17 protein-coding genes and 2 pseudogenes are annotated in these 17211 nt (G+C 63.6%); 8 read left to right on the forward strand and 11 right to left on the reverse strand.

The annotated features are described in order from the left end of the window. Positions 1–97 precede the first annotated feature (97 nt). From AB5975_05405 to AB5975_05425, 5 genes are read right to left on the reverse strand one after another with little or no spacing between them, the layout of a single operon-like run. Positions 98–1078 carry a FecR domain-containing protein gene (locus AB5975_05405; protein XDR21327.1) on the reverse strand — a complete coding sequence of 327 codons (981 nt, stop codon included), beginning with the start codon at positions 1076–1078 and terminating at the stop codon, positions 98–100. Beyond that, a complete protein-coding gene (locus tag AB5975_05410) occupies positions 1075–1650 on the reverse strand; it encodes an RNA polymerase sigma factor (GenBank protein ID XDR21328.1) in 576 nt (191 codons plus the stop codon). The genes AB5975_05405 and AB5975_05410 overlap by 4 nt, the downstream gene beginning before the upstream one ends. Positions 1651–1654: 4 nt before the next feature. Then, entirely contained in the window at positions 1655–1981 is a 327-nt protein-coding gene (locus tag AB5975_05415) for a DUF3325 domain-containing protein (protein ID XDR21329.1), read from the reverse strand. Beyond that, positions 1981–3558 carry a PepSY-associated TM helix domain-containing protein gene (locus tag AB5975_05420; protein XDR21330.1) on the reverse strand — a complete coding sequence of 526 codons (1578 nt, stop codon included), beginning with the start codon at positions 3556–3558 and terminating at the stop codon, positions 1981–1983. The genes AB5975_05415 and AB5975_05420 overlap by 1 nt, the downstream gene beginning before the upstream one ends. Beyond that, entirely contained in the window at positions 3555–3860 is a 306-nt protein-coding gene (locus AB5975_05425) for a DUF3649 domain-containing protein (GenBank protein ID XDR21331.1), read from the reverse strand. The genes AB5975_05420 and AB5975_05425 overlap by 4 nt, the downstream gene beginning before the upstream one ends. Before the next feature lie 106 nt (positions 3861–3966). Between AB5975_05425 and AB5975_05430 the strand changes: the two genes are divergently transcribed. The 5 genes from AB5975_05430 (at position 3967) to AB5975_05450 (ending at position 8786) form a co-directional block, all read left to right on the forward strand. Next, on the forward strand, positions 3967–4512 hold the full coding sequence (locus AB5975_05430) for a sigma-70 family RNA polymerase sigma factor (GenBank protein XDR21332.1): 546 nt from the start codon (positions 3967–3969) through the stop codon (positions 4510–4512). Further along, complete coding sequence (locus AB5975_05435; protein XDR21333.1) at positions 4509–5435, forward strand: FecR domain-containing protein; 927 nt, start codon at positions 4509–4511, stop codon at positions 5433–5435. The genes AB5975_05430 and AB5975_05435 overlap by 4 nt, the downstream gene beginning before the upstream one ends. An 89-nt stretch (positions 5436–5524) precedes the next feature. Further along, positions 5525–7849 (forward strand): TonB-dependent Fe(3+) dicitrate receptor FecA, encoded by a 2325-nt coding sequence (gene fecA, locus AB5975_05440; protein XDR21334.1) that lies wholly within the window; start codon positions 5525–5527, stop codon positions 7847–7849. Positions 7850–8026: 177 nt separating this feature from the next. Beyond that, the gene (locus AB5975_05445) at positions 8027–8374 is read left to right on the forward strand and encodes an HPF/RaiA family ribosome-associated protein (GenBank protein XDR21335.1); all 348 of its coding nucleotides are present in this window, start codon (positions 8027–8029) and stop codon (positions 8372–8374) included. Between the two features lie 121 nt (positions 8375–8495). After that, complete coding sequence (locus AB5975_05450) at positions 8496–8786, forward strand: DUF3509 domain-containing protein (protein ID XDR21336.1); 291 nt, start codon at positions 8496–8498, stop codon at positions 8784–8786. A 3-nt stretch (positions 8787–8789) separates the two neighbouring features. Here AB5975_05450 and AB5975_05455 read toward each other — a convergent pair whose 3' ends face one another. Then, positions 8790–9260, reverse strand: a complete 471-nt coding sequence (locus AB5975_05455; GenBank protein ID XDR21337.1) for a phosphate-starvation-inducible protein PsiE — start codon at positions 9258–9260, stop codon at positions 8790–8792. A 231-nt stretch (positions 9261–9491) separates the two neighbouring features. Between AB5975_05455 and AB5975_05460 the strand changes: the two genes are divergently transcribed. Further along, positions 9492–9755, forward strand: a complete 264-nt coding sequence (locus tag AB5975_05460; protein ID XDR21338.1) for a YebG family protein — start codon at positions 9492–9494, stop codon at positions 9753–9755. Between the two features lie 61 nt (positions 9756–9816). Here AB5975_05460 and AB5975_05465 read toward each other — a convergent pair. Next, positions 9817–10835, reverse strand: a pseudogene (locus AB5975_05465) (Leu/Phe/Val dehydrogenase). 124 nt (positions 10836–10959) lie between these two features. On the opposite strand from AB5975_05465, the gene AB5975_05470 reads away from it, so the two are divergent. Then, positions 10960–11766 (forward strand): SirB1 family protein, encoded by an 807-nt coding sequence (locus AB5975_05470; GenBank protein ID XDR21339.1) that lies wholly within the window; start codon positions 10960–10962, stop codon positions 11764–11766. Here the strand turns inward: AB5975_05470 and maiA are convergent. The 3 genes and pseudogenes from maiA to hmgA all read right to left on the reverse strand — a co-directional run bounded on the left by maiA (position 11760) and on the right by hmgA (position 15000). Then, the gene (maiA, locus tag AB5975_05475; protein ID XDR21340.1) at positions 11760–12392 is read right to left on the reverse strand and encodes a maleylacetoacetate isomerase; all 633 of its coding nucleotides are present in this window, start codon (positions 12390–12392) and stop codon (positions 11760–11762) included. The two genes, AB5975_05470 and maiA, sit on opposite strands and share 7 nt — an antisense overlap. A gap of 12 nt (positions 12393–12404) precedes the next feature. Then, a pseudogene (gene fahA, locus AB5975_05480) lies at positions 12405–13695 on the reverse strand (fumarylacetoacetase). Positions 13696–13698: 3 nt separating this feature from the next. Next, positions 13699–15000, reverse strand: a complete 1302-nt coding sequence (hmgA, locus tag AB5975_05485) for a homogentisate 1,2-dioxygenase (GenBank protein ID XDR21341.1) — start codon at positions 14998–15000, stop codon at positions 13699–13701. 174 nt (positions 15001–15174) lie between these two features. On the opposite strand from hmgA, the gene AB5975_05490 reads away from it, so the two are divergent. After that, the gene (locus AB5975_05490) at positions 15175–15957 is read left to right on the forward strand and encodes an IclR family transcriptional regulator (protein ID XDR21342.1); all 783 of its coding nucleotides are present in this window, start codon (positions 15175–15177) and stop codon (positions 15955–15957) included. A 226-nt stretch (positions 15958–16183) separates the two neighbouring features. On the opposite strand, the gene AB5975_05495 is transcribed toward AB5975_05490, so the two are convergent. Beyond that, positions 16184–17098 carry an SDR family oxidoreductase gene (locus AB5975_05495; GenBank protein ID XDR21343.1) on the reverse strand — a complete coding sequence of 305 codons (915 nt, stop codon included), beginning with the start codon at positions 17096–17098 and terminating at the stop codon, positions 16184–16186. Between the last annotated feature and the right edge of the window lie 113 nt (positions 17099–17211).

Here is a 17211-nt window from a genome sequence, read left to right on the forward strand (position 1 = left end):
AATGAATCGCACTTCCACTCATTACACGGATGCCACGTCCTGTTACCTCACCCGCTATCTGAAAAATATTTTCCTGTGCCGACCGCTTCGCCGACAACTACCGAATCAGGGTCAAACGCCCCAACACCGTCTGCCGCGAAAAGCCCATCACATTGCCCAACGAATCCAGCGCCAGCAACGGCTCGGCCACCGGGAAACTGCCGCTGACCTTGCGCTGCCCCAGTTCGCCATCCAGCAGCAGGATGCGCCCTGGGTAATAGCGCCCAAGGTCCTCGAGCACCTGCGCCAGCGGCACCTGGTAGTAGTTCAGCCAGCCTTCCCGCCAGGCCAGGCGGTTATCACTGTCCACCGCCAACGTGTCGCCCGCGCGCCCTGCGCGATAGGCCACCTGCTGGTTGGCAGTCAGTTCACGCACCAACTCGCCCGGAACAGGGCTAACCCCCACGCGCCCACTGCGCACCGTGACCAGCGCCCCCTCACCCTGCTCGCGCACCTCGAACTGGGTACCGAGGACTCGCACCTCTCCACCGGCAGCTTCGACCATGAACGGCTCGCCGGTATGGGTCACCTGGAAGAAGGCTGCGCCATGCAGCAGCCGCACACGGCGCTCGCCCTGGTTGAAATCGACCGCAATGGCGCTACCTGCATCAAGCGTGACCTGCGACTGGTCAGCCAAGGTCACCTGGCGCACCTGCCCGTTACTGCTGTAGTCCGCTTGCAGGTCCTGCAACCAGTAACCCGGGTGCCAACCACCTGCAATACCTAGGGCCAGTACCATGCAGGCTGCCATCGCCAGTGCTGCCACCCGCCGCCACCGGCCACGGGGCGCTGGCCTGGCCATGGCATCGAGGTAGCGGTGCAGGGCTTGCTGTTCTTCGTCGGCCAACCGCTGCGCCGGGGCGGCACTTTTCTGCCACAGCGCCTGCGCCTGTCGGTAGGCTGCACGGTGCCCTGGGTCGGCCAGCAACCAGCGCTTGAACGCCGCCCCTTCGGCTTGTGCGGGCTGCTCGTTGATGCGGCTGAGCCATTGCAGGGCGGCCTGGGATTGCGCCTCGGTGATGGGGGGCATGCTGCTCATCGACGGGCGCTCCCTGGCCGGCGTGGGGTGGGCGCGGGTTCGGCAATACTCGCCTTGCACGCTTCAAGGGCGCGCATCATATGCTTTTCCACAGCACTCTGGGACAGTTGCATGGCTTTGGCGATCTCGCCGTACTTGCAGCCGTGAATGCGGTTGAGCAAAAAGATCTGCCGGGTGCGCTCGGGCAAGGCACGCAAGGCGGCTTCGATTCGCTGCAAGTCGTGGTCGATCTCCACCGCCTGCTCCGGGGCATGGCCCATGGCCGCTTCATCCACCTGCAGAGCAACTTCGGCCACGCGTTCGCGGCTACCCTCGCTGCGCAGGTGGTCGATGGCCAGGTTACCGGCGCACCGCAGCAAGTAGGTGTCCAACGCTTCGACCTTGACCTCGGGGCGGCGCCAGAAGCGTAGAAAAAGCTCCTGGACCAGGTCCGAAGCGGTAGCTCGGCAGCCGACCCTGCGGCTGACCAGCGCCTCCATGCGCGCGCGCTGGGCCTGGAACACCTGGACGAAACGAGCACGCGCACCTGCGCTGTCGGCGTCAGGCTCTATGCTATCGCTCTGCTCGCTCACAGCGTCACACGGCAAACACGGCAAGCAACGGGCCCAGCACCCCACTGGCGGCGGCCAGGCCCAACAGCAGGCGCGGCTGGTATGGCAGGCCAAACACCCACAGCGTCACCCCGGCCATCGTCACCGCCGTCCACTCCACCAGGCCATGAGCCCAGCCACGCAGGTGCACGCTGAGCGCCAACGACAGCATCAGCAGCAGCCAACCCACGACACGCAACAGGCGCAGCTGCCCTGGGCGCGGCTTGCGCCCAAGCAGGTCGCTAAAGTGCTTTTCCATGGCAAGGCAGAGGGCGACGAAGCCTGCGAATGCGATCAGTGCGTTACCCAGCATCAGCTCGCCTCCGCCGTTTCAGTGCTCGGCTTTTTTGCCGCACGCGCGGCGCGCTTGGCTACGGGCTTGGGGCTGCGCAGCATCTTGCTGGCCAGCCAGGCCAGGAACAGGCCAGTGCCCAGCGCAGTCAGGTCGAAGCCGGCCATGGCCCAGTCACCTTCCGGCAGTGAATGGTTCAAACCCCGATCGGTCGTCAGGCCATTGAGCAGCGGCAACAAGGTAAAGGCCAGCGCGCCCAACGCCAGTTGCTCGCCCCAGGCCCTGCGCCCACTGCGCAAAACGGCGTGCACCAGCGACAGCCCCCAGGCGATGAAGAATGCATTGACCTCCCAGTCCGACCTGCCTTCGACACCCATGGGCATCAGCCGGTTGGCCCAGAAAAAGCCCGCCACTGCCAGTAACAGGCCGCTCATGCTGGCAATATTGAGCACCTCGACCAGGCGTAGCTCGCCTGGCATGTGTGCGCTTTTGGCGTGCTTGAGCTGGCGCTTGCCCAACCACATCACCAGCCCGGTGCCGATCACCGCAGTACCGGCCACGCCAAAGAAGAAGTACAACCAGCGCAGCCAGGGCCCGGCGAAGTTACCCATGTGCAACCCGGCGAAACTGAACGCGGTCATCATTGCCCCGCTCTCCGGCTTGCCCTGGCTCAGCAGCGCACCACTGGCGCCATCGAAAGTCCAATTGGCGCTGCGCCGATAAGCCACGTGGTCGGCGGCCGATTGCGTGAAGGTGACGCGGGCATTGCTGTCGCCTGGGTTCTGCACCTGGATGTTGCCAATGCGCGCCCCCGGCTGCAGTGCCTGCACCTTGGCGTACAAACTCGGCAGCGCTACCAGAGGTGTAGCCACCTGGGCAGCCTTGGGCGCATCGTTACGGCCGAACAGGTCATTGAAGTATTTGTCGGTGTCATTGCCGTAACTGGCCATGATGCCTGCCGGCATCACCATGTACATGAACAGCACCAGGCTGCTGTAGCTGATCATCAGGTGAAACGGCAGCACCAATACGCCAATAGCATTGTGCCCATCCAGCCAGGAGCGCTGGCCCTTGCCAGGGCGGAAGGTGAAGAACTCCTTGAAGATCTTCTTGTGGGTGATGATGCCGGTGACCAGCCCCAACAGCATGATGAAAGCGCAGAACGTCGACAGCCAACGGCCAAACGGATGAGGCATCTGCAGCTGGAAATGGAAGCGGTAGAAGAACTCACCACCGCGGCTGTCGCGTGCCTCCACCGGCTGGCCGGTCTGGGTATCGAGGGTTTTGCTGACAAAGCCACGCGGCCCGCCATTGGGGTCGCGGTAGCCCACGCTCAGGGCCGCTTCACGCGCATTGGGCATACGGATGAACCAGGTACCCGAATGCCCGGCATTGTCCTGCAGGTAACGTTGCGCCACCCCCAGGCTGTTGACCGGGTCCAGGGCGTGGCTGCGCACTTCGGGCTGCGACCAGTGAGTGATTTCTTCCTTGAAATACGACAGCGTGCCGGTGAGGAAGATGGCGAACAACAGCCAGCCGAAGATCAAGCCGGTCCAGGTGTGCAGCCAGGCCATGGCCTGGCGGAAGCCTTCTTTCATGGGTTCTGCATCCAGTAGGCAACGCCGCTGATCATGCCCAGCAACAGGCTTGGCGCCAGCACGCCCAACCACGCACGCCAAGCGCTGCGGCAGGCAAAGCACCAGATGAACGCCAGCAGGTAGAAGACGAACGACAGCAGCAGGCCGGTGAGCGTGGCATCCACCTTTGGCATTGGTGCCAGCAAGGCAATGCAGACGCTCGCCAGGGACGCCAGCAAGTAGCCGCCCAGCAGCGCGGCGAGGCTGCGAGAGGTCACGGCCAGGCGATAGCTGAGCGGGAGGCCGGCGGTTTTGCGCGTCATGGCGAAGGTCCGGGCGTTTTCGGGGCTGCAATAATAATGATTTCAATTCTCATAAGCAAAGCCCCAAGACGAGTGACGATTGCCGAGTAGCGCGACCGTCCATATAATGCGAACAATTCTTACTACCAGTTGCGCGATCGAGCGCCGGAGTATCACGGTGCCCAGCGCGCTCTCTTCCACGGTCGAAGGCCTTTACCACGCCCATCACAACTGGCTCACCAGCTGGTTGCGCCGCCGCCTGGGCTGCCCGCAGAGTGCCGCCGACCTGGCCCAGGACACCTACCTGCGCCTGCTGCAGGCCCGCGAAACACCGCAACTGATCGAACCTCGCGCATTTCTCGCCACCGTGGCCAAGCGTGTGTTGTGCAACCACTTCCGCCGCCAGGAGCTGGAGCGCGCCTACTTGCAGGCCCTGGCCCAAATACCGGAAGAAGTGGCACCCAGTGAGGAGCAGAGGGCGATCATCTTCGAGACCCTGCTGGAACTCGACCGCCTGCTGGACGGCCTGCCTCCATTGGTCAAACGTGCCTTCCTGTTGGCCCAGGTCGACGGCCTTGGCCAAGGCGAAATCGCCCGTGAGCTGGGCATTTCCCTGGCCACGGTAAAACGCTACCTGAGCAAGGCAGCCATGCGCTGTTACTTTGCCCTGTGAACGCCTCGTTCTCTGCGCAGGTTGCGGAGCAGGCCGTGCACTGGCTGATCGAATCTCAGGGCGATGACTTCGGCCAGGTACAGCAACTGGCGCTTGAGCATTGGCTCCAGGCCAACCAGGAGCACCAGCGAGCCTGGGCCCATATCCAGCAGGTCAACCAGCGGCTGCGCGGTGTGTCGTCGCCCGTGGTGCATGCAACGCTGCAAGCCCCGCCTTCGCCGGCCAGGCGCCGGGCACTCAAGGCGTTGCTGTTGGTCGGTGTGGCGAGTGCCACCGGGCTTGGCCTGCAACAGCACAATCCGCTGCCTGGGTTGATGGCCGACTACCGTAGCCCGCTCGGCCAGCGTCGGCGCATGCAGCTGGTTGATGGCAGCGTGCTGCAACTCAATACCCGCAGTGCCGCAGACGCGCGCTTCGACAGCCAGCAGCGACAGCTGCGTCTGTTCGAAGGTGAACTGGCATTGCAAGTGGCCAGCGATGCACGGCCATTGCTGTTGCGCACCGCTGAAGGGGCGATGCGCCTGGACAGCGGGCGCTTCAACGTGCGCCAGTTCGACGGTTACAGCCTGGTATCGGTATTCCAGGGGGCTGCCAGCGCGGCTGGGCAGCCACTGCGGGCCGGGCAACAGGCCCGCTTCACCGGCGCCTGGCGATCGGTGACGCCGCTCGACCCTAATGTCGGGGCCTGGGTAGACGGCATGCTGGTGGCGTCGCAGATGCGCCTGGCGGACTTTCTTGCCGAACTTGGGCGCTATCGCCATGGGCAGTTGGGGTGTAGCGAACAGGTTGCCGACTTGCGTATTTCTGGATCGTATCCGCTGGATGACAGTGAACGCATCCTGCAGATGCTGGAGGTGGCGCTACCGGTGCGGGTGCGACGGTTCACCCGGTACTGGGTGACGGTCGAGCCGAAGATCGGGTAGAGCCGTACGTACATTTTTTCAATCAAGTGAGCCATTTTTCCAACCTCGCGTGACAGACATGGCAGAACCCCTCTTTCAGGACCCGACCCATGCCGTTGCGCCACAGCCCGTTCGTCCACGCCCTGCTGCTCACCACTACCCTCGGCCTGGCCACGCCTGCCGCCTATGCCGAAACCCGCAGCTACCATATCGCCGCCGGCTCGCTTGAAGACGCCCTCAACCAGTTTGGCCGCGAAAGCGGGGCGCTGATCTCGTTCGGCTCGCAACTGACCCAAGGCATCCACACTCAAGGCCTGGACGGCCAGTACGACGTGCGACAGGGCCTCGATGCACTGCTGCGCGGCAGCGGCCTGCAGGTGCGGCAGGAAACCGACAACGCCTTCAGCCTGCAGCCCATCGATACCCCCGCTGCGGGTGCGCCGGTCGAGCTCGGTGCTTCCACCGTGGTCGGCGACTGGCTGGCCGAGGCCCGGCAGGACAACGTGTTCGAGCACCCCGGTGCCCGCGACGTAGTGCGTCGCGAGGAATTCGAGCGCAACGGCGCCACCACCGCCCGCGAAGTGCTCAACCGTATCCCCGGTGTCAACGCCCCCGACAACAACGGCACCGGTAGCCACGACCTGGCGCTGAACTTCGGCATCCGTGGCCTCAACCCACGCCTGGCATCGCGCTCCACCGTGCTGATGGACGGCATCCCGGTGCCCTTCGCCCCGTACGGCCAGCCGCAGCTGTCGCTGGCACCGCTGAGCATGGGCAACATGGACGCCGTGGATGTGGTGCGCGGTGACGGCGCGGTGCGCTACGGCCCGCAGAACGTTGGCGGCATCGTCAACTTCGTCACTCGGGCGATCCCTGAACAGGCCACGTTCAAGGCCGCCATGCAGAACCAGATCAGCCCGTCTTCCAGCCACGATGGCTTCAAGAACAGCGCCAACCTGCTGGTCGGCGGCACCAATGCCAACGGCCTGGGCGGCGCCCTGCTGTACTCCGGCACCCGTGGCGGTGATTGGCGCGAACACAGCGACACGCAAATCGACGACCTGATCCTCAAGGGCAAGCTGCAACTGGACGAAGCCAACAGCCTGCACGCCATGGCCCAGTACTACGAGGGTGAAGCCGACATGCCCGGCGGCCTGAGCACTGCCGATTTCGCAGCCGACCCGTACCAGTCGACGCGCCTGAAGGACAAGTTCTGGGGCCGCCGCACCCTGTTCAACTTCGGCTACGACTACAAGCAGGACGACCGCCAGTTCAGCGTCAACAGCTTCTTCACCAAGACCCTGCGCAGCGGTTACCTGGACCAGGGCAGCTTCGTCTCGCTGTCGCCACGCGAGTACTGGGTACGCGGCATCGAAACCCGCTTCTCGCAGGGCCTGGCCCTTGGCGACAGCTGGCACGAGCTGGGCATCGGCTACCGTTACGTCAACGAAGCCGGCCACGAGCTGCGCTTCCGCGAGCCGGTCAATGGCAGCCTGCCGACCACCGCCAGCCGCAATGACCGCGACACCCGTGGCAGCACCGAAGCCCACGCCATCTACCTGGATGACCGCATCGACATCGGCCGCTGGACCATCACCCCCGGTGTGCGCTACGAGATGATCGACTCCGAGCAAAGCAACAAGCTCAACGGCCAGCGCTACCAAGGCAGCTACAACACCGCGCTGCCGGCGCTGAACGTGATGTACCACCTGACCGACAGCTGGAACCTGTACGCCAACACCGAGGGCTCGTTCGGCAGCGTGCAGTACAGCCAGATGCCCAACCGGGTCAGCAGCGGCGAAGTGAAACCGGAAAAGGCGCGTACCTGGGAAGTGGGTACCCGTTATGACAATGGTGACCTGCAGGCCGAGATTGGCGCGTTCCTGATCAATTTCGACAACCAGTACGAAAGCAACCAGACCAACGACTCGGTGATCGCCCGCGGCGAAACTCGCCACCAGGGCATCGAGACCAGCGTGCGCTACGCGCTCGACGGCCTGAGCCCCGCCCTGGCCGGTTTCGATGTGCATGCCAGCTATGCGTTCGTCGACGCCACTATCCGCGAGGACGGGCCGAACAAAGGCAACCAGGTGCCGTTCTCGTCACGCCACAAGGGCAACCTGGGCGTGGGCTACACCGATGGCCCTTGGCAGCTGAACCTGGACGGCAGCTTCCAGAGCAGCCAGTACGCAGACAACGCCAACACCAGCACCGAAAGCGCCGACGGCAGCACCGGGCGCATTCCGGGCTACATGCTGGTCAGCACCCGCGCCGGGTACGACTTTGGCCCGCAGCTGTCGAACCTGAAAGTGGCGGTTGGGGTGAAGAATCTGTTCAACCGCGAGTACTACACGCGCTCTTACGATGACAACAACAAAGGGAAGTACGTGGGTGAGCCGCGTACCTTGTATGTGCAGACGTCGGTGGAATTCTGATCGACTGCAAATGGGGGGCCGCTTTGCCGCCCCATTTGCAACAAGACATTTATTTTCAAAAAGGGCTTGAATTCGTTTCGTGGTTGCCTGACCTTAGAGTCAAGAGGCGCAGAAATTCCAAGGGTCTCAAGGGCCTAGGCGCGCCTCCATGCGAGCAAGCTGAATAAGGATTGAATCATGCAAATCCAGGTCAACAGCAGCAACCATTTCGAAGGCAACGCCCGGCTTGATCAGTGGGTCCGCAGCACACTGCAGAACTCGCTGGAACGTTACGAAGAAGACCTCACCCGTATCGAGGTTCACCTGCGCGACGAGAACGGCGCCAAGCCCGGACCGCATGACAAACGCTGCCAGATGGAGGCTCGCCCCAAAGGCCACCAACCGATTTCGGTGACCCACACCGCCACTTCGCTGGACCAGGCAGTGGACGGTGCAGCCACCAAGCTCAGCCACGCGCTGGAACACTTCTACGGCAAGCTGCGCAGCAAGCGCGGCGCCCTGGAACTGAGTGACCCAGACGCCTGATTGGCAATGCAAAACGCCCGGCCTAGAGCCGGGCGTTTTTATTTGCAGCGATCAACGGCACTGAACCAACCCGCCGTTTTGCCAGTCAACTTCTGCACTCATTCGCTGCAGAAGCCTGAACATGAACAACCCATTCGAACTCATCAGTGCCGCATTTGCCCCCGAATACCGGGTCAACCTGAGCATCGAAAACCTCGATGGCAGCATCATGCTGACCCTGTCCGACGACGCAGGCGTGGTCGCCAAGCGCCTCATCACCCAGGCCCAGCGCAACGACCCGGTGCGCCTGCAGCGGGTAATCGACAGCATCCGCCTGGGCCTGGCCATCGAACTCAGCCAGAACCCCATGCAGGTGCTGGCCGCATTGACCCGCGATGCCCGCCACCACCCACGCCATGTCGTGGCCAACTGAGGGCTACTTGCCCTCCTCCACTTCCTTGCCGTTGGCATCCAGCACCTTGGTCGAGGGGTAGCGGTACGAGGCGTAGCGCACCACCAGAATCGAGAAGGCCAGCAACAAGATGCCGCCGCACAGGTACAACAGCCCTTCGTCCGGCGCCTTGTGGTGCGAGACATCGCCGATCAGCAGACGGGTCAGCGCGGTAATCGCCACGTACAACAGGAAGCGGATCGGCATGTGGTTGGTCTTGAAGTAGATACCGACCATCGCCCCCAGCTCCAGGTAGATGAACAGCAGCAGGATGTCATCGACACTGACCCCACCCTTGCCAAGCATGTCCAGGAAGGTCACCACTGCCGCATAGGCGGTAATCGCGCCAATGCCGAACAGCGCCAGGTAATGGAAGGCCTCGACGCACAGGTTGCCCAGCGAGTCCGCCGAGCCGTGCAGGCCCTTGCGCAGCTTTTCTGCCCACTTGATGTTCACGATGTTCCATTCCCCGATACGTCTTTAAGGATGATGCGTCACCGATGTGACGCTTGTGCCATGCAGTTAAAGGGCCAGGCCCTTGGCTTGGAAGGCGACCGATTGCCGCAAGGCACCTGTGTACTAGGCTTTTGCCGTGAGAATCTGGTTGCGTGGTGATGGCAAATGCCATTACTGTATATAGATACAGTAACCAGCAACACAACCAGCAAAAAGGCATAGAGGTGATGAATGGCCGTCGAAGTGGTGTACCGCAGCAGCCGCGACCCGGAGCGCTTGTTCATGGATAAGGCCGAAGCAGACCGTCACGACAAGATGCTCGAACTGGCCGAGCGCCTGGCCGAAGTGCTGCACAAGGCAGTGCCGTCGCTGAGCGAGCAACAGGTCGAGGAAGCCGGTATCTACATGGCCAAGAACCGCGATGTGTTCGCTCGGGCCTTCAAAAGCCAGCCGGATGCCCTGGCCGAGTTGCTAGAGGGTGGCGCTGCCGAGTGATAGCGACGTTGCTGCTTCGCGGGTAAACCCGCGAAGAGGCCAGTAGAGCCAACATCAACAGTCAGCCGTAGAGCAACCGCTCCGCCAACATCTGCGCCACCCGCGCCGGCGAACGTTTTTCCGCCTGCGCATGGCCAAACACTTCGGTCAGCCGTGACGGTATCCGCGCCAGGTGCGCGGTGATGGTGCCCAGGTCCTCGCCACGATGGGTCAGCGCCACGTAGATCAGCCCACCGGCATTGATAACGTAGTCAGGCGCATACAGTATCCCCGCGACTCCAGCTGGTCTGCCACCTGCAAGGTGGTCAGCTGGTTGTTGGCCGCCCCCGCCACTGCCGCGCAACGCAGTTGCATCACGCTCTGCCCGTTCAGCACCGGCCCCACACCGCAGGGGGCGAAGATGTCGCAAGGGGTACTGATCAGTGCATCGTTGGTCACAGGCTTGGCATCGAACTGTTCCATCGCCAGCCGCACCCGCCCGGGGTCCAGGTCGCTGACCAGCAGTTCCGCGCCCACCGCATGCAGTTGCTCGGCCAGTGCATAACCGACATTACCCAACCCCTGCACCGCCACCCGCAGGCCCCTGAGGTCATCGCTGCCCAGGCGGAACGAGGTCGTGGCGCGGATGCCAGCGAACACCCCCATCGCCGCATGCGGCGAAGGGTCGCCCGAGGCAGTGGTGCTGGTCACATGGGGAGTACTCTGGGCGATGCAGTCCATGTCCAGGGTCGAGGTGCCGCTGTCCACGGCGATGATGAAGCGCCCATGCAAGGTATCGATGAAGCGGCCAAAGGCCTCGAACAGCGCGGCACGGTTTTCCACGTGCGGGTTGCGCATGATCACCGCCTTGCCGCCACCTAGCGGCAAGCCGGCCAATGCCGCCTTGTAGCTCATACCTTGGGCCAGGCGAATGGCGTCGGTCATGGCACTTTCGTCATCGGCGTAAGGCAGGTAGCGGCAACCGCCCATGGCCGGGCCCAGGTGCTCACTGTGGATCGCCACCACCGCCTTAAGGCCCGTAGGTGGGTCGTTGAACAAATGCAGTGACTGGGTCCGGGTACTTTGCATCAGTGCGAACATCGACAGGCTCCCCCACGAGGTGCTCCTTCCAGTATAGGCACGGCCCCGGCATTGACGCCGCCGCCGGACCACTGGACGAAACCACGCGTCACAGCTAATACTCAAACGTGTGTGGAGATGCCCCATGAAGCCACGTCAAGCCTGCCTGGCCTGCCTGGAACGCGAGCCTGTCGCCCTGCTGGAAGCCGCATTGTGGATTGCCGCCGAGCACGATCGTAGTGTCGAGCCCGCGGCCAGCCTTGCCACCCTGAACGAGCTGCAGCGCGAGATAAGCGCCAACCTGCCGATGCTGCCAGTGTGCGAACTGGCCCAGCCACTGCTGCGCCAACTGATTGCGCTGGGCTTTCAGCAGGATGAATACCACCCGTTACGCCCGCATGCGGCGATGATGGACAAAGTACTGCAGCGCCGCCGCGGCCAACCGCTGACCCTGGCCATTCTTTCCCTGGAGCTGGCCCGGCGCTTGTCCATACCGCTGGAGGGCGTGGGCTTTCCTGGCCATTTCTTGCTGCGCGTGCCGGGTGCCGACCACCTGCTCGACCCCTGTGGCGGTCGGCGCTTGTACCCGAGTGACTGCCGCGAACTGCTGGCACGCCAGTTTGGCCCGCATGTGGCGCTGACGGCAGAGCACATGCGCAGCGCTACGCCGCTGCAGATGCTGCAACGCCTGTCGCGCAACCTGCGTCAACTGCACATCAGCAACGATGACCACCTGGCCGCGTTGATCGACGCCGAGCGGGTCATGCAGTTGGGCCCGGTGCAAGTCAGCGATTACGTGACCCGCGCTTCGCTCTACCAACAACTGGATTGCCCGCAGGCCGAGCGCTTCGACCTGGAGCATGCGTTGCTGCTGACGGAAGACCCGGTCCAGCGCCTGAAGCTGTCCGAGCGAATCGGCAAGCTTCCGGCGGCAAACCGTTCACTTCACTGAGCCGGGCTGTCCGGCTGCTGGGCGGGGTGGGCCTTGGCGAACGCCGGGTGCGCGGCCGCCAGTGCGGCAACCCGCAGGATGCGCGGGAAGCTGTCGAGGTCGATGTTGAAGCGCTCGGCCGCATACAACTGCGGGATCAGGTACACATCCGCCAACCCAGGCGTATCGCCAAAGCAGAAGCCGTGATCGCCAATCAGTCGCTCCACTGCTGCCAGCCCCTGGCTTATCCAGTAACCGATCCACTGATTGACCTGCCCTTCGTCCTGACCCGCCTGGCGCAGCCGGTTGAGCACGCTGACGTTGTGCAACGGGTGAATGTCGCAGCCGATGATTGCCGCCACACCACGCACCTTTGCCCTTTCCACGGCCGTGGTCGGTAGCAACGCAGGTTGTGGATAAACCTCTTCCAGGTACTCGATGATGGCTGGCGACTGCACCAGCAACTCACCGCCGTCAGTGCGCAAGGCTGGCACGCGGCCCTGCGGGTTGACGGCGGTATAGTCCGCACCGCGCTGCTCCCCCTGCAGCAGGTTGACTGGCAGGGACTGGTAAGCCAGCCCCTTCAATGCCAAGGCAATGCGCACCCGGTAGGACGAGGTGGAACGGTAATAGGTGTACAGCTCCATGCCCCTGCCTCCTTAGTTGGCCGCGATGACCGTGCCACGGCATTCGCCGAAGCCGATGCTGGCTACGCCGTCACGCGTGCAGCGGGCACGCAGGATAATTTCGTCGCCGTCTTCGAGGAACTTGCGCACCTCGCCGCTGGCCAGCTCAATCGGCAGCTTGCCGCCTTCGGTGATCTCCAGCAGGCTGCCGAACGAACCCGGCGTAGCACCCGACAGCGTGCCCGAACCGAACAGGTCGCCCGGCTGCAGCTGGCAGCCGTTGACGCTGTGGTGCGCCACCAACTGCGCCACGGTCCAGTACATGCTGCGGGTGTTGCTCAGGGTCAGGCGGTGCGGGGCAACACCTTGCTCGCGCATGCGCTCGGTCAGCAGCAACACTTCGAGTTCAATATCGAATGCACCGGCGGCCTGGTCACGCTTGTCCAGCAGGTACGACAGCGGCTGCGGGTCGCCTTCCGGGCGTGCAGGCTGGGCGCAGCGGAACGGCTCCAGCGCTTCGGCGGTAACCACCCAGGGCGATATGCTGGTGATGAAACTCTTGGACAGGAACGGCCCCAATGGCTGGTATTCCCATGCCTGGATATCGCGCGCCGACCAGTCGTTGAGCAGGCACAGGCCCGCTACGTGTTCGGCGGCATCGCCAACCGGGATCGCCTGGCCCATGTCATTGCCCTGGCCAATCCAGATGCCCAGTTCCAGTTCGTAGTCCAGGCGTGCGCATGGGCCGAAACTTGGCTCGGTGTGCCCAGCCGGGAGGGTCTGGCCTTTTGGCCGGCGTACATCGGTGCCGGACGGGCGAATGGTCGAGGCACGGCCGTGATAACCGATCGGCACATATTTGTAGTTGGGCAGCAGCGGGTTGTCGGGGCGGAAAGCTTGCCCACGTTCTTGGCGTGCTCGATGCCTACGTAGAAGTCGGTGTAGTCCCGACCTGCGCTGGCACATGCAGTTGGCAGTCGCTGGCTGGATACAGTGCCGGCTGCAGAGCAGCCTGGTGCTCGCTGTGCTCGCCAAGCAGCACCTGCAGACGCTCGCGCAGGGCGACACGGGCGCTGCGGCCCAATGCGAAGTAAGCGTTCAGTGCCCCACCCCGAGTAGCCTCGACGGCGGCCTTGGCTTCCCCCGCGAACAGGCCGGCGGCCAACACCGCTTCCAGGTCGAGGATCGCGTCGCCGATGGCCACGCCACAGCGCCGGGCTTCACCCGGCCGGCTGAAGATGCCCAATGGCAGGTTCTGCAGCGGGAAGTCGCTGTGCCCGTTGGCGTGCTCGACCCAGCTACGGGCATTGGCAGTGTGGTTCATCGGTTATCTCCGGTTCGGGTTGAAGGTGCTTGGCAAGGTTGCCCAGCAACTATCGTAGTCGGCCTGCAATTGCGGGCATTCAAGGGCTTGCAGGCTCGGGCGCAGCACCTGGCTGGTCTCGAACATGAAGGCCATGGTGTTGTCGATCTTGTGCGGCGCCAGGTCGGCGGCAATGGCTTTTTCGCAGGTTTCGGCGTCGGGGCCGTGGGCGCTCATCACGCCGTGCAGCGAGGCACCGCCAGGCAGGAAGCCCTCGGCCTTGGCGTCGTAGGCACCATTGATCAAGCCCATGAACTCGTTCATCAGGTTGCGGTGGAACCATGGCGGGCGGAAGGTGTTCTCGGCCACCATCCAGCGTGGCGGGAAGATCACGAAGTCCATGTTGGCCAGGCCATGCACGCTGGTCGGCGAGGTCAGCACGGTGAAGATCGAAGGGTCCGGGTGGTCGAAACTGACGGTGCCGATGGTATTGAAGCGGCGCAGGTCGTATTTGTACGGCACGTTGCTGCCGTGCCAGGCCACCACGTCCAGCGGCGAGTGCTGCAGCTCGCAAGCCCAGTGTTCGCCCAGGAATTTCTGCACCAGTTGCACCGGCGCTTCGGCCTCTTCGTAGTGCGCCACCGGGGTGAGGAAATCGCGTGGGTTGGCCAGGCCATTGCTGCCGATCGGGCCCAGGTCTGGAATACGCAGCGGCGCGCCGTGGTTTTCGGCGATGTAGCCACGGGCCTGGCCGTCGAGCAGTTCCACACGGAACTTCATGCCACGCGGGATCACCGCAATTTCAAGCGGCTCGACTTCCATTACGCCCAGTTCAGTGGCAATGCGCAGGCGGCCCTGTTCCGGTACCAGCAAAAGTTCACCGTCGGCGTTGAAGAACACCCGCTCCATGGAACGGTTGGCGCGGTAGATGTAGATGCTCACGCCAGCCGGTTTTTCCGCTGCGGCGTTGGCCACCATGGGCAACCAGCCCTCGATGAAATCGGTCGGTTCGGCGGGAATCGGCTGTGGGCTCCAACGCAGGCGGTTGGGGTTGATGCCCCCCAGCGGCCCGCTCAGCGGCTGACGCGCCAGGCGCTCGAAACGAGGGTGCAAGGCAGACGGGCGAATGCGATACAGCCAGGTGCGACGCAGCTCGCTGCGGGCCATGGTGAACGCCGTGCCCGAGAGCAGCTCGGCATACAGCCCATAGGGTGCCTTCTGTGGCGAGTTCTGCCCGACCGGCAAGGCCCCTGGCAGCGCTTCGCTGGCAAACTCGTTGCCGAAGCCGCTGAGGTAGTGAAGGTCGGGTGAGGTGTCGCGATTCATCGATGCCTCCGGGCTCTGGCCGAGCCGTTGCGGGCAGCTGGCTGCTGGCCCGATGTGGGGTGGCAGCGCGTCTGCATTGTTTTTATCGTAATCAGATTACGAATAACGTAATTTGCTCCACGCATGGCGTCAAGCTATAAAGGCCCGACTTGAAGAATCCAGAAGAAGATGTCCATGACCAAAGCCAGCTCCCCCGCCGACAACGGCAAGCAGAAAGTCCGCTCGGCGGAGGTCGGCACCGACATCCTCAAGGCCCTTGCCGAGTTGTCCCCGTCCACCTCGCTGTCACGCCTGGCGGAACATGTGCAAATGCCGGCAAGCAAAGTGCACCGTTACCTGCAAGCGCTGATCGCCAGCGGCTTTGCCGAACAGGATGCCGCCACCAACCATTACGGCCTGGGACGCGAGGCATTGCGGGTGGGGCTGGCGGCGCTGGGCAGCATCGATGTGCTGAAAACTGCCGCACTGCCGCTGTCGCAACTGCGCGACGAACTTAACGAGAGCTGCTTCATTGCCGTGTGGGGCAACCAGGGCGCGACCGTGGTCAGCATTGAACCGGCGGTGCGTGCAGTTACCGTGGTGACGCAGATGGGCTCGGTGCTGCCGCTGCTCACCTCCTCCACCGGCCTGGTGTTCGCCGCCTACCTGCCCGAGCGCGAAACCGTCGAGTTGCGTGACCGCGAACTGGCCGCCCTGCAGCACCACGCCGACGATTACCAGCCGGTGCTGGCAGGCATTCGCGAACGTGGCCTGCACCATGTGCACGGCCTGCTGATGCCGGGCGTGGACGCCCTGTCGGCGCCGGTGTTCAATGCCATGGGGCAGGTGGCGGCGGTGATGACCGTGGTCGGGCCGACTTCGATCTTCCACGCCGACGAACATGGCCCAGCGGCGCAACGGCTACTGGCGGCAGCGCGGGAAACCAGCTGGCGCATGGGCTATTCGCCCGCTACCTGAGCGCTAGCGGCACTATTGCCCGATACGTAAAGGTGAATGTCATAAGCAGCTATTTTTCCCAGCGGATCAAGCGCTTATTCTTAACTCACTGGCCGGCATGAAGGGCTCTCCCCCCGCCTTTCAGGCCTGCGAGGTTCACCGACGTAGATTTTGAAGCTCCTTGATCTAACGTCTCGATTGGCCGCTGCGGCTTGCAGCGGCCTTTTTTATTTGAGCGGATAAATCTTCAGCCCAGCGGGTACTTCTGCAGGTTCGCCATCATCTGCTGCAATGCCTGCAAACTGTCCTGAGGATGCACCGCCCCGTCAAAGTCGCCGATTTGCGCCCAGTGCTCCGCCACCTGCTCCGGGGTAAACCCCTCGCGCGGATCAAAACCCACTCCCAGGCTGCGCTCCCAACGCACCTTGCCCACCCAGCCGCCGCCCACCTCGAACAGCTCCCCCGTGCCCTGGCACTGCTCGCTGCCCAGGTAAACCACCAGTGGGCTGACCAGCTCGGGCTTGAGCCGCTCGAATACCTGGGGTGGGATCAGCCCCTCGGTCATGCGGGTACCGCCCGTGGGAGCAATGGCGTTGACCAGGATGCCGTGCTTGCGCCCTTCGATGGCCAGCGTGCGGGTCAACCCGTACAGGCCCAGCTTGGCCATGCCGTAATTGGCCTGCCCAAAGTTGCCGTAGATACCCGAGGTGGAAGCCGTGAAGATCACCCGCCCCCAGTTTTGCTCGCGCAAGTGTGGCCAGGCGGCGCGGGTGACTTTGAAGGCCCCTTCGACATGCACCTGGTACACCTGCTCCCAATCGCTGTCGTCCATCTTGTGAAAGGTCTTGTCGCGCAGGATGCCAGCGTTGTTCACCAGCACATCGACCCGGCCGAACGTGTCCAGCGCCTGCTCGACGATACGTGCACCGTGGCTGACCGAGTCATGGTTGGCGATGGCGCTGCCACCGGCGGCGCGGATCTCCTCCACCACCCGGTCGGCGGCCGAGGCGCTGGCACCTTCCCCGTGGGTAGAACCGCCAAGGTCGTTGACCACCACCCTGGCACCCCGCGCGGCGAACAGCAGCGCGTGGGCGCGGCCCAGGCCGCCACCGGCGCCGGTGACGATCACCACGCGATCTTGCAAATGGACGGGCTCGCTCATGCTCATGGCTCCAGGCAGGTTCAGGTCAGCCGAGTGTCCGCCGCCAGCGGCAGGCGGACAATCAAGCTCACACAGGCTGAATGCCTGGCAATAACGCAGGGCGATGAGGCCCC

This window comes from Pseudomonas putida (genome assembly GCA_041071465.1).
Classification (GTDB): domain Bacteria; phylum Pseudomonadota; class Gammaproteobacteria; order Pseudomonadales; family Pseudomonadaceae; genus Aquipseudomonas; species Aquipseudomonas putida_P.

What these genes read in the sequence shown, in the direction of transcription:
- AB5975_05405 (XDR21327.1), bottom strand. Translation starts at nt 1,078, where the DNA reads ATGAGCAGCATGCCCCCCATCACCGAGGCGCAATCCCAGGCCGCCCTG.
- AB5975_05415 (XDR21329.1), bottom strand. Translation starts at nt 1,981, where the DNA reads ATGCTGGGTAACGCACTGATCGCATTCGCAGGCTTCGTCGCCCTCTGC.
- AB5975_05420 (XDR21330.1), bottom strand. Translation starts at nt 3,558, where the DNA reads ATGAAAGAAGGCTTCCGCCAGGCCATGGCCTGGCTGCACACCTGGACC.
- AB5975_05425 (XDR21331.1), bottom strand. Translation starts at nt 3,860, where the DNA reads ATGACGCGCAAAACCGCCGGCCTCCCGCTCAGCTATCGCCTGGCCGTG.
- AB5975_05430 (XDR21332.1), top strand. Translation starts at nt 3,967, where the DNA reads ATGCGAACAATTCTTACTACCAGTTGCGCGATCGAGCGCCGGAGTATC.
- fecA (XDR21334.1), top strand. Translation starts at nt 5,525, where the DNA reads ATGCCGTTGCGCCACAGCCCGTTCGTCCACGCCCTGCTGCTCACCACT.
- AB5975_05445 (XDR21335.1), top strand. Translation starts at nt 8,027, where the DNA reads ATGCAAATCCAGGTCAACAGCAGCAACCATTTCGAAGGCAACGCCCGG.
- AB5975_05450 (XDR21336.1), top strand. Translation starts at nt 8,496, where the DNA reads ATGAACAACCCATTCGAACTCATCAGTGCCGCATTTGCCCCCGAATAC.
- AB5975_05460 (XDR21338.1), top strand. Translation starts at nt 9,492, where the DNA reads ATGGCCGTCGAAGTGGTGTACCGCAGCAGCCGCGACCCGGAGCGCTTG.
- AB5975_05470 (XDR21339.1), top strand. Translation starts at nt 10,960, where the DNA reads ATGAAGCCACGTCAAGCCTGCCTGGCCTGCCTGGAACGCGAGCCTGTC.
- maiA (XDR21340.1), bottom strand. Translation starts at nt 12,392, where the DNA reads ATGGAGCTGTACACCTATTACCGTTCCACCTCGTCCTACCGGGTGCGC.
- hmgA (XDR21341.1), bottom strand. Translation starts at nt 15,000, where the DNA reads ATGAATCGCGACACCTCACCCGACCTTCACTACCTCAGCGGCTTCGGC.
- AB5975_05490 (XDR21342.1), top strand. Translation starts at nt 15,175, where the DNA reads ATGACCAAAGCCAGCTCCCCCGCCGACAACGGCAAGCAGAAAGTCCGC.
- AB5975_05495 (XDR21343.1), bottom strand. Translation starts at nt 17,098, where the DNA reads ATGAGCGAGCCCGTCCATTTGCAAGATCGCGTGGTGATCGTCACCGGC.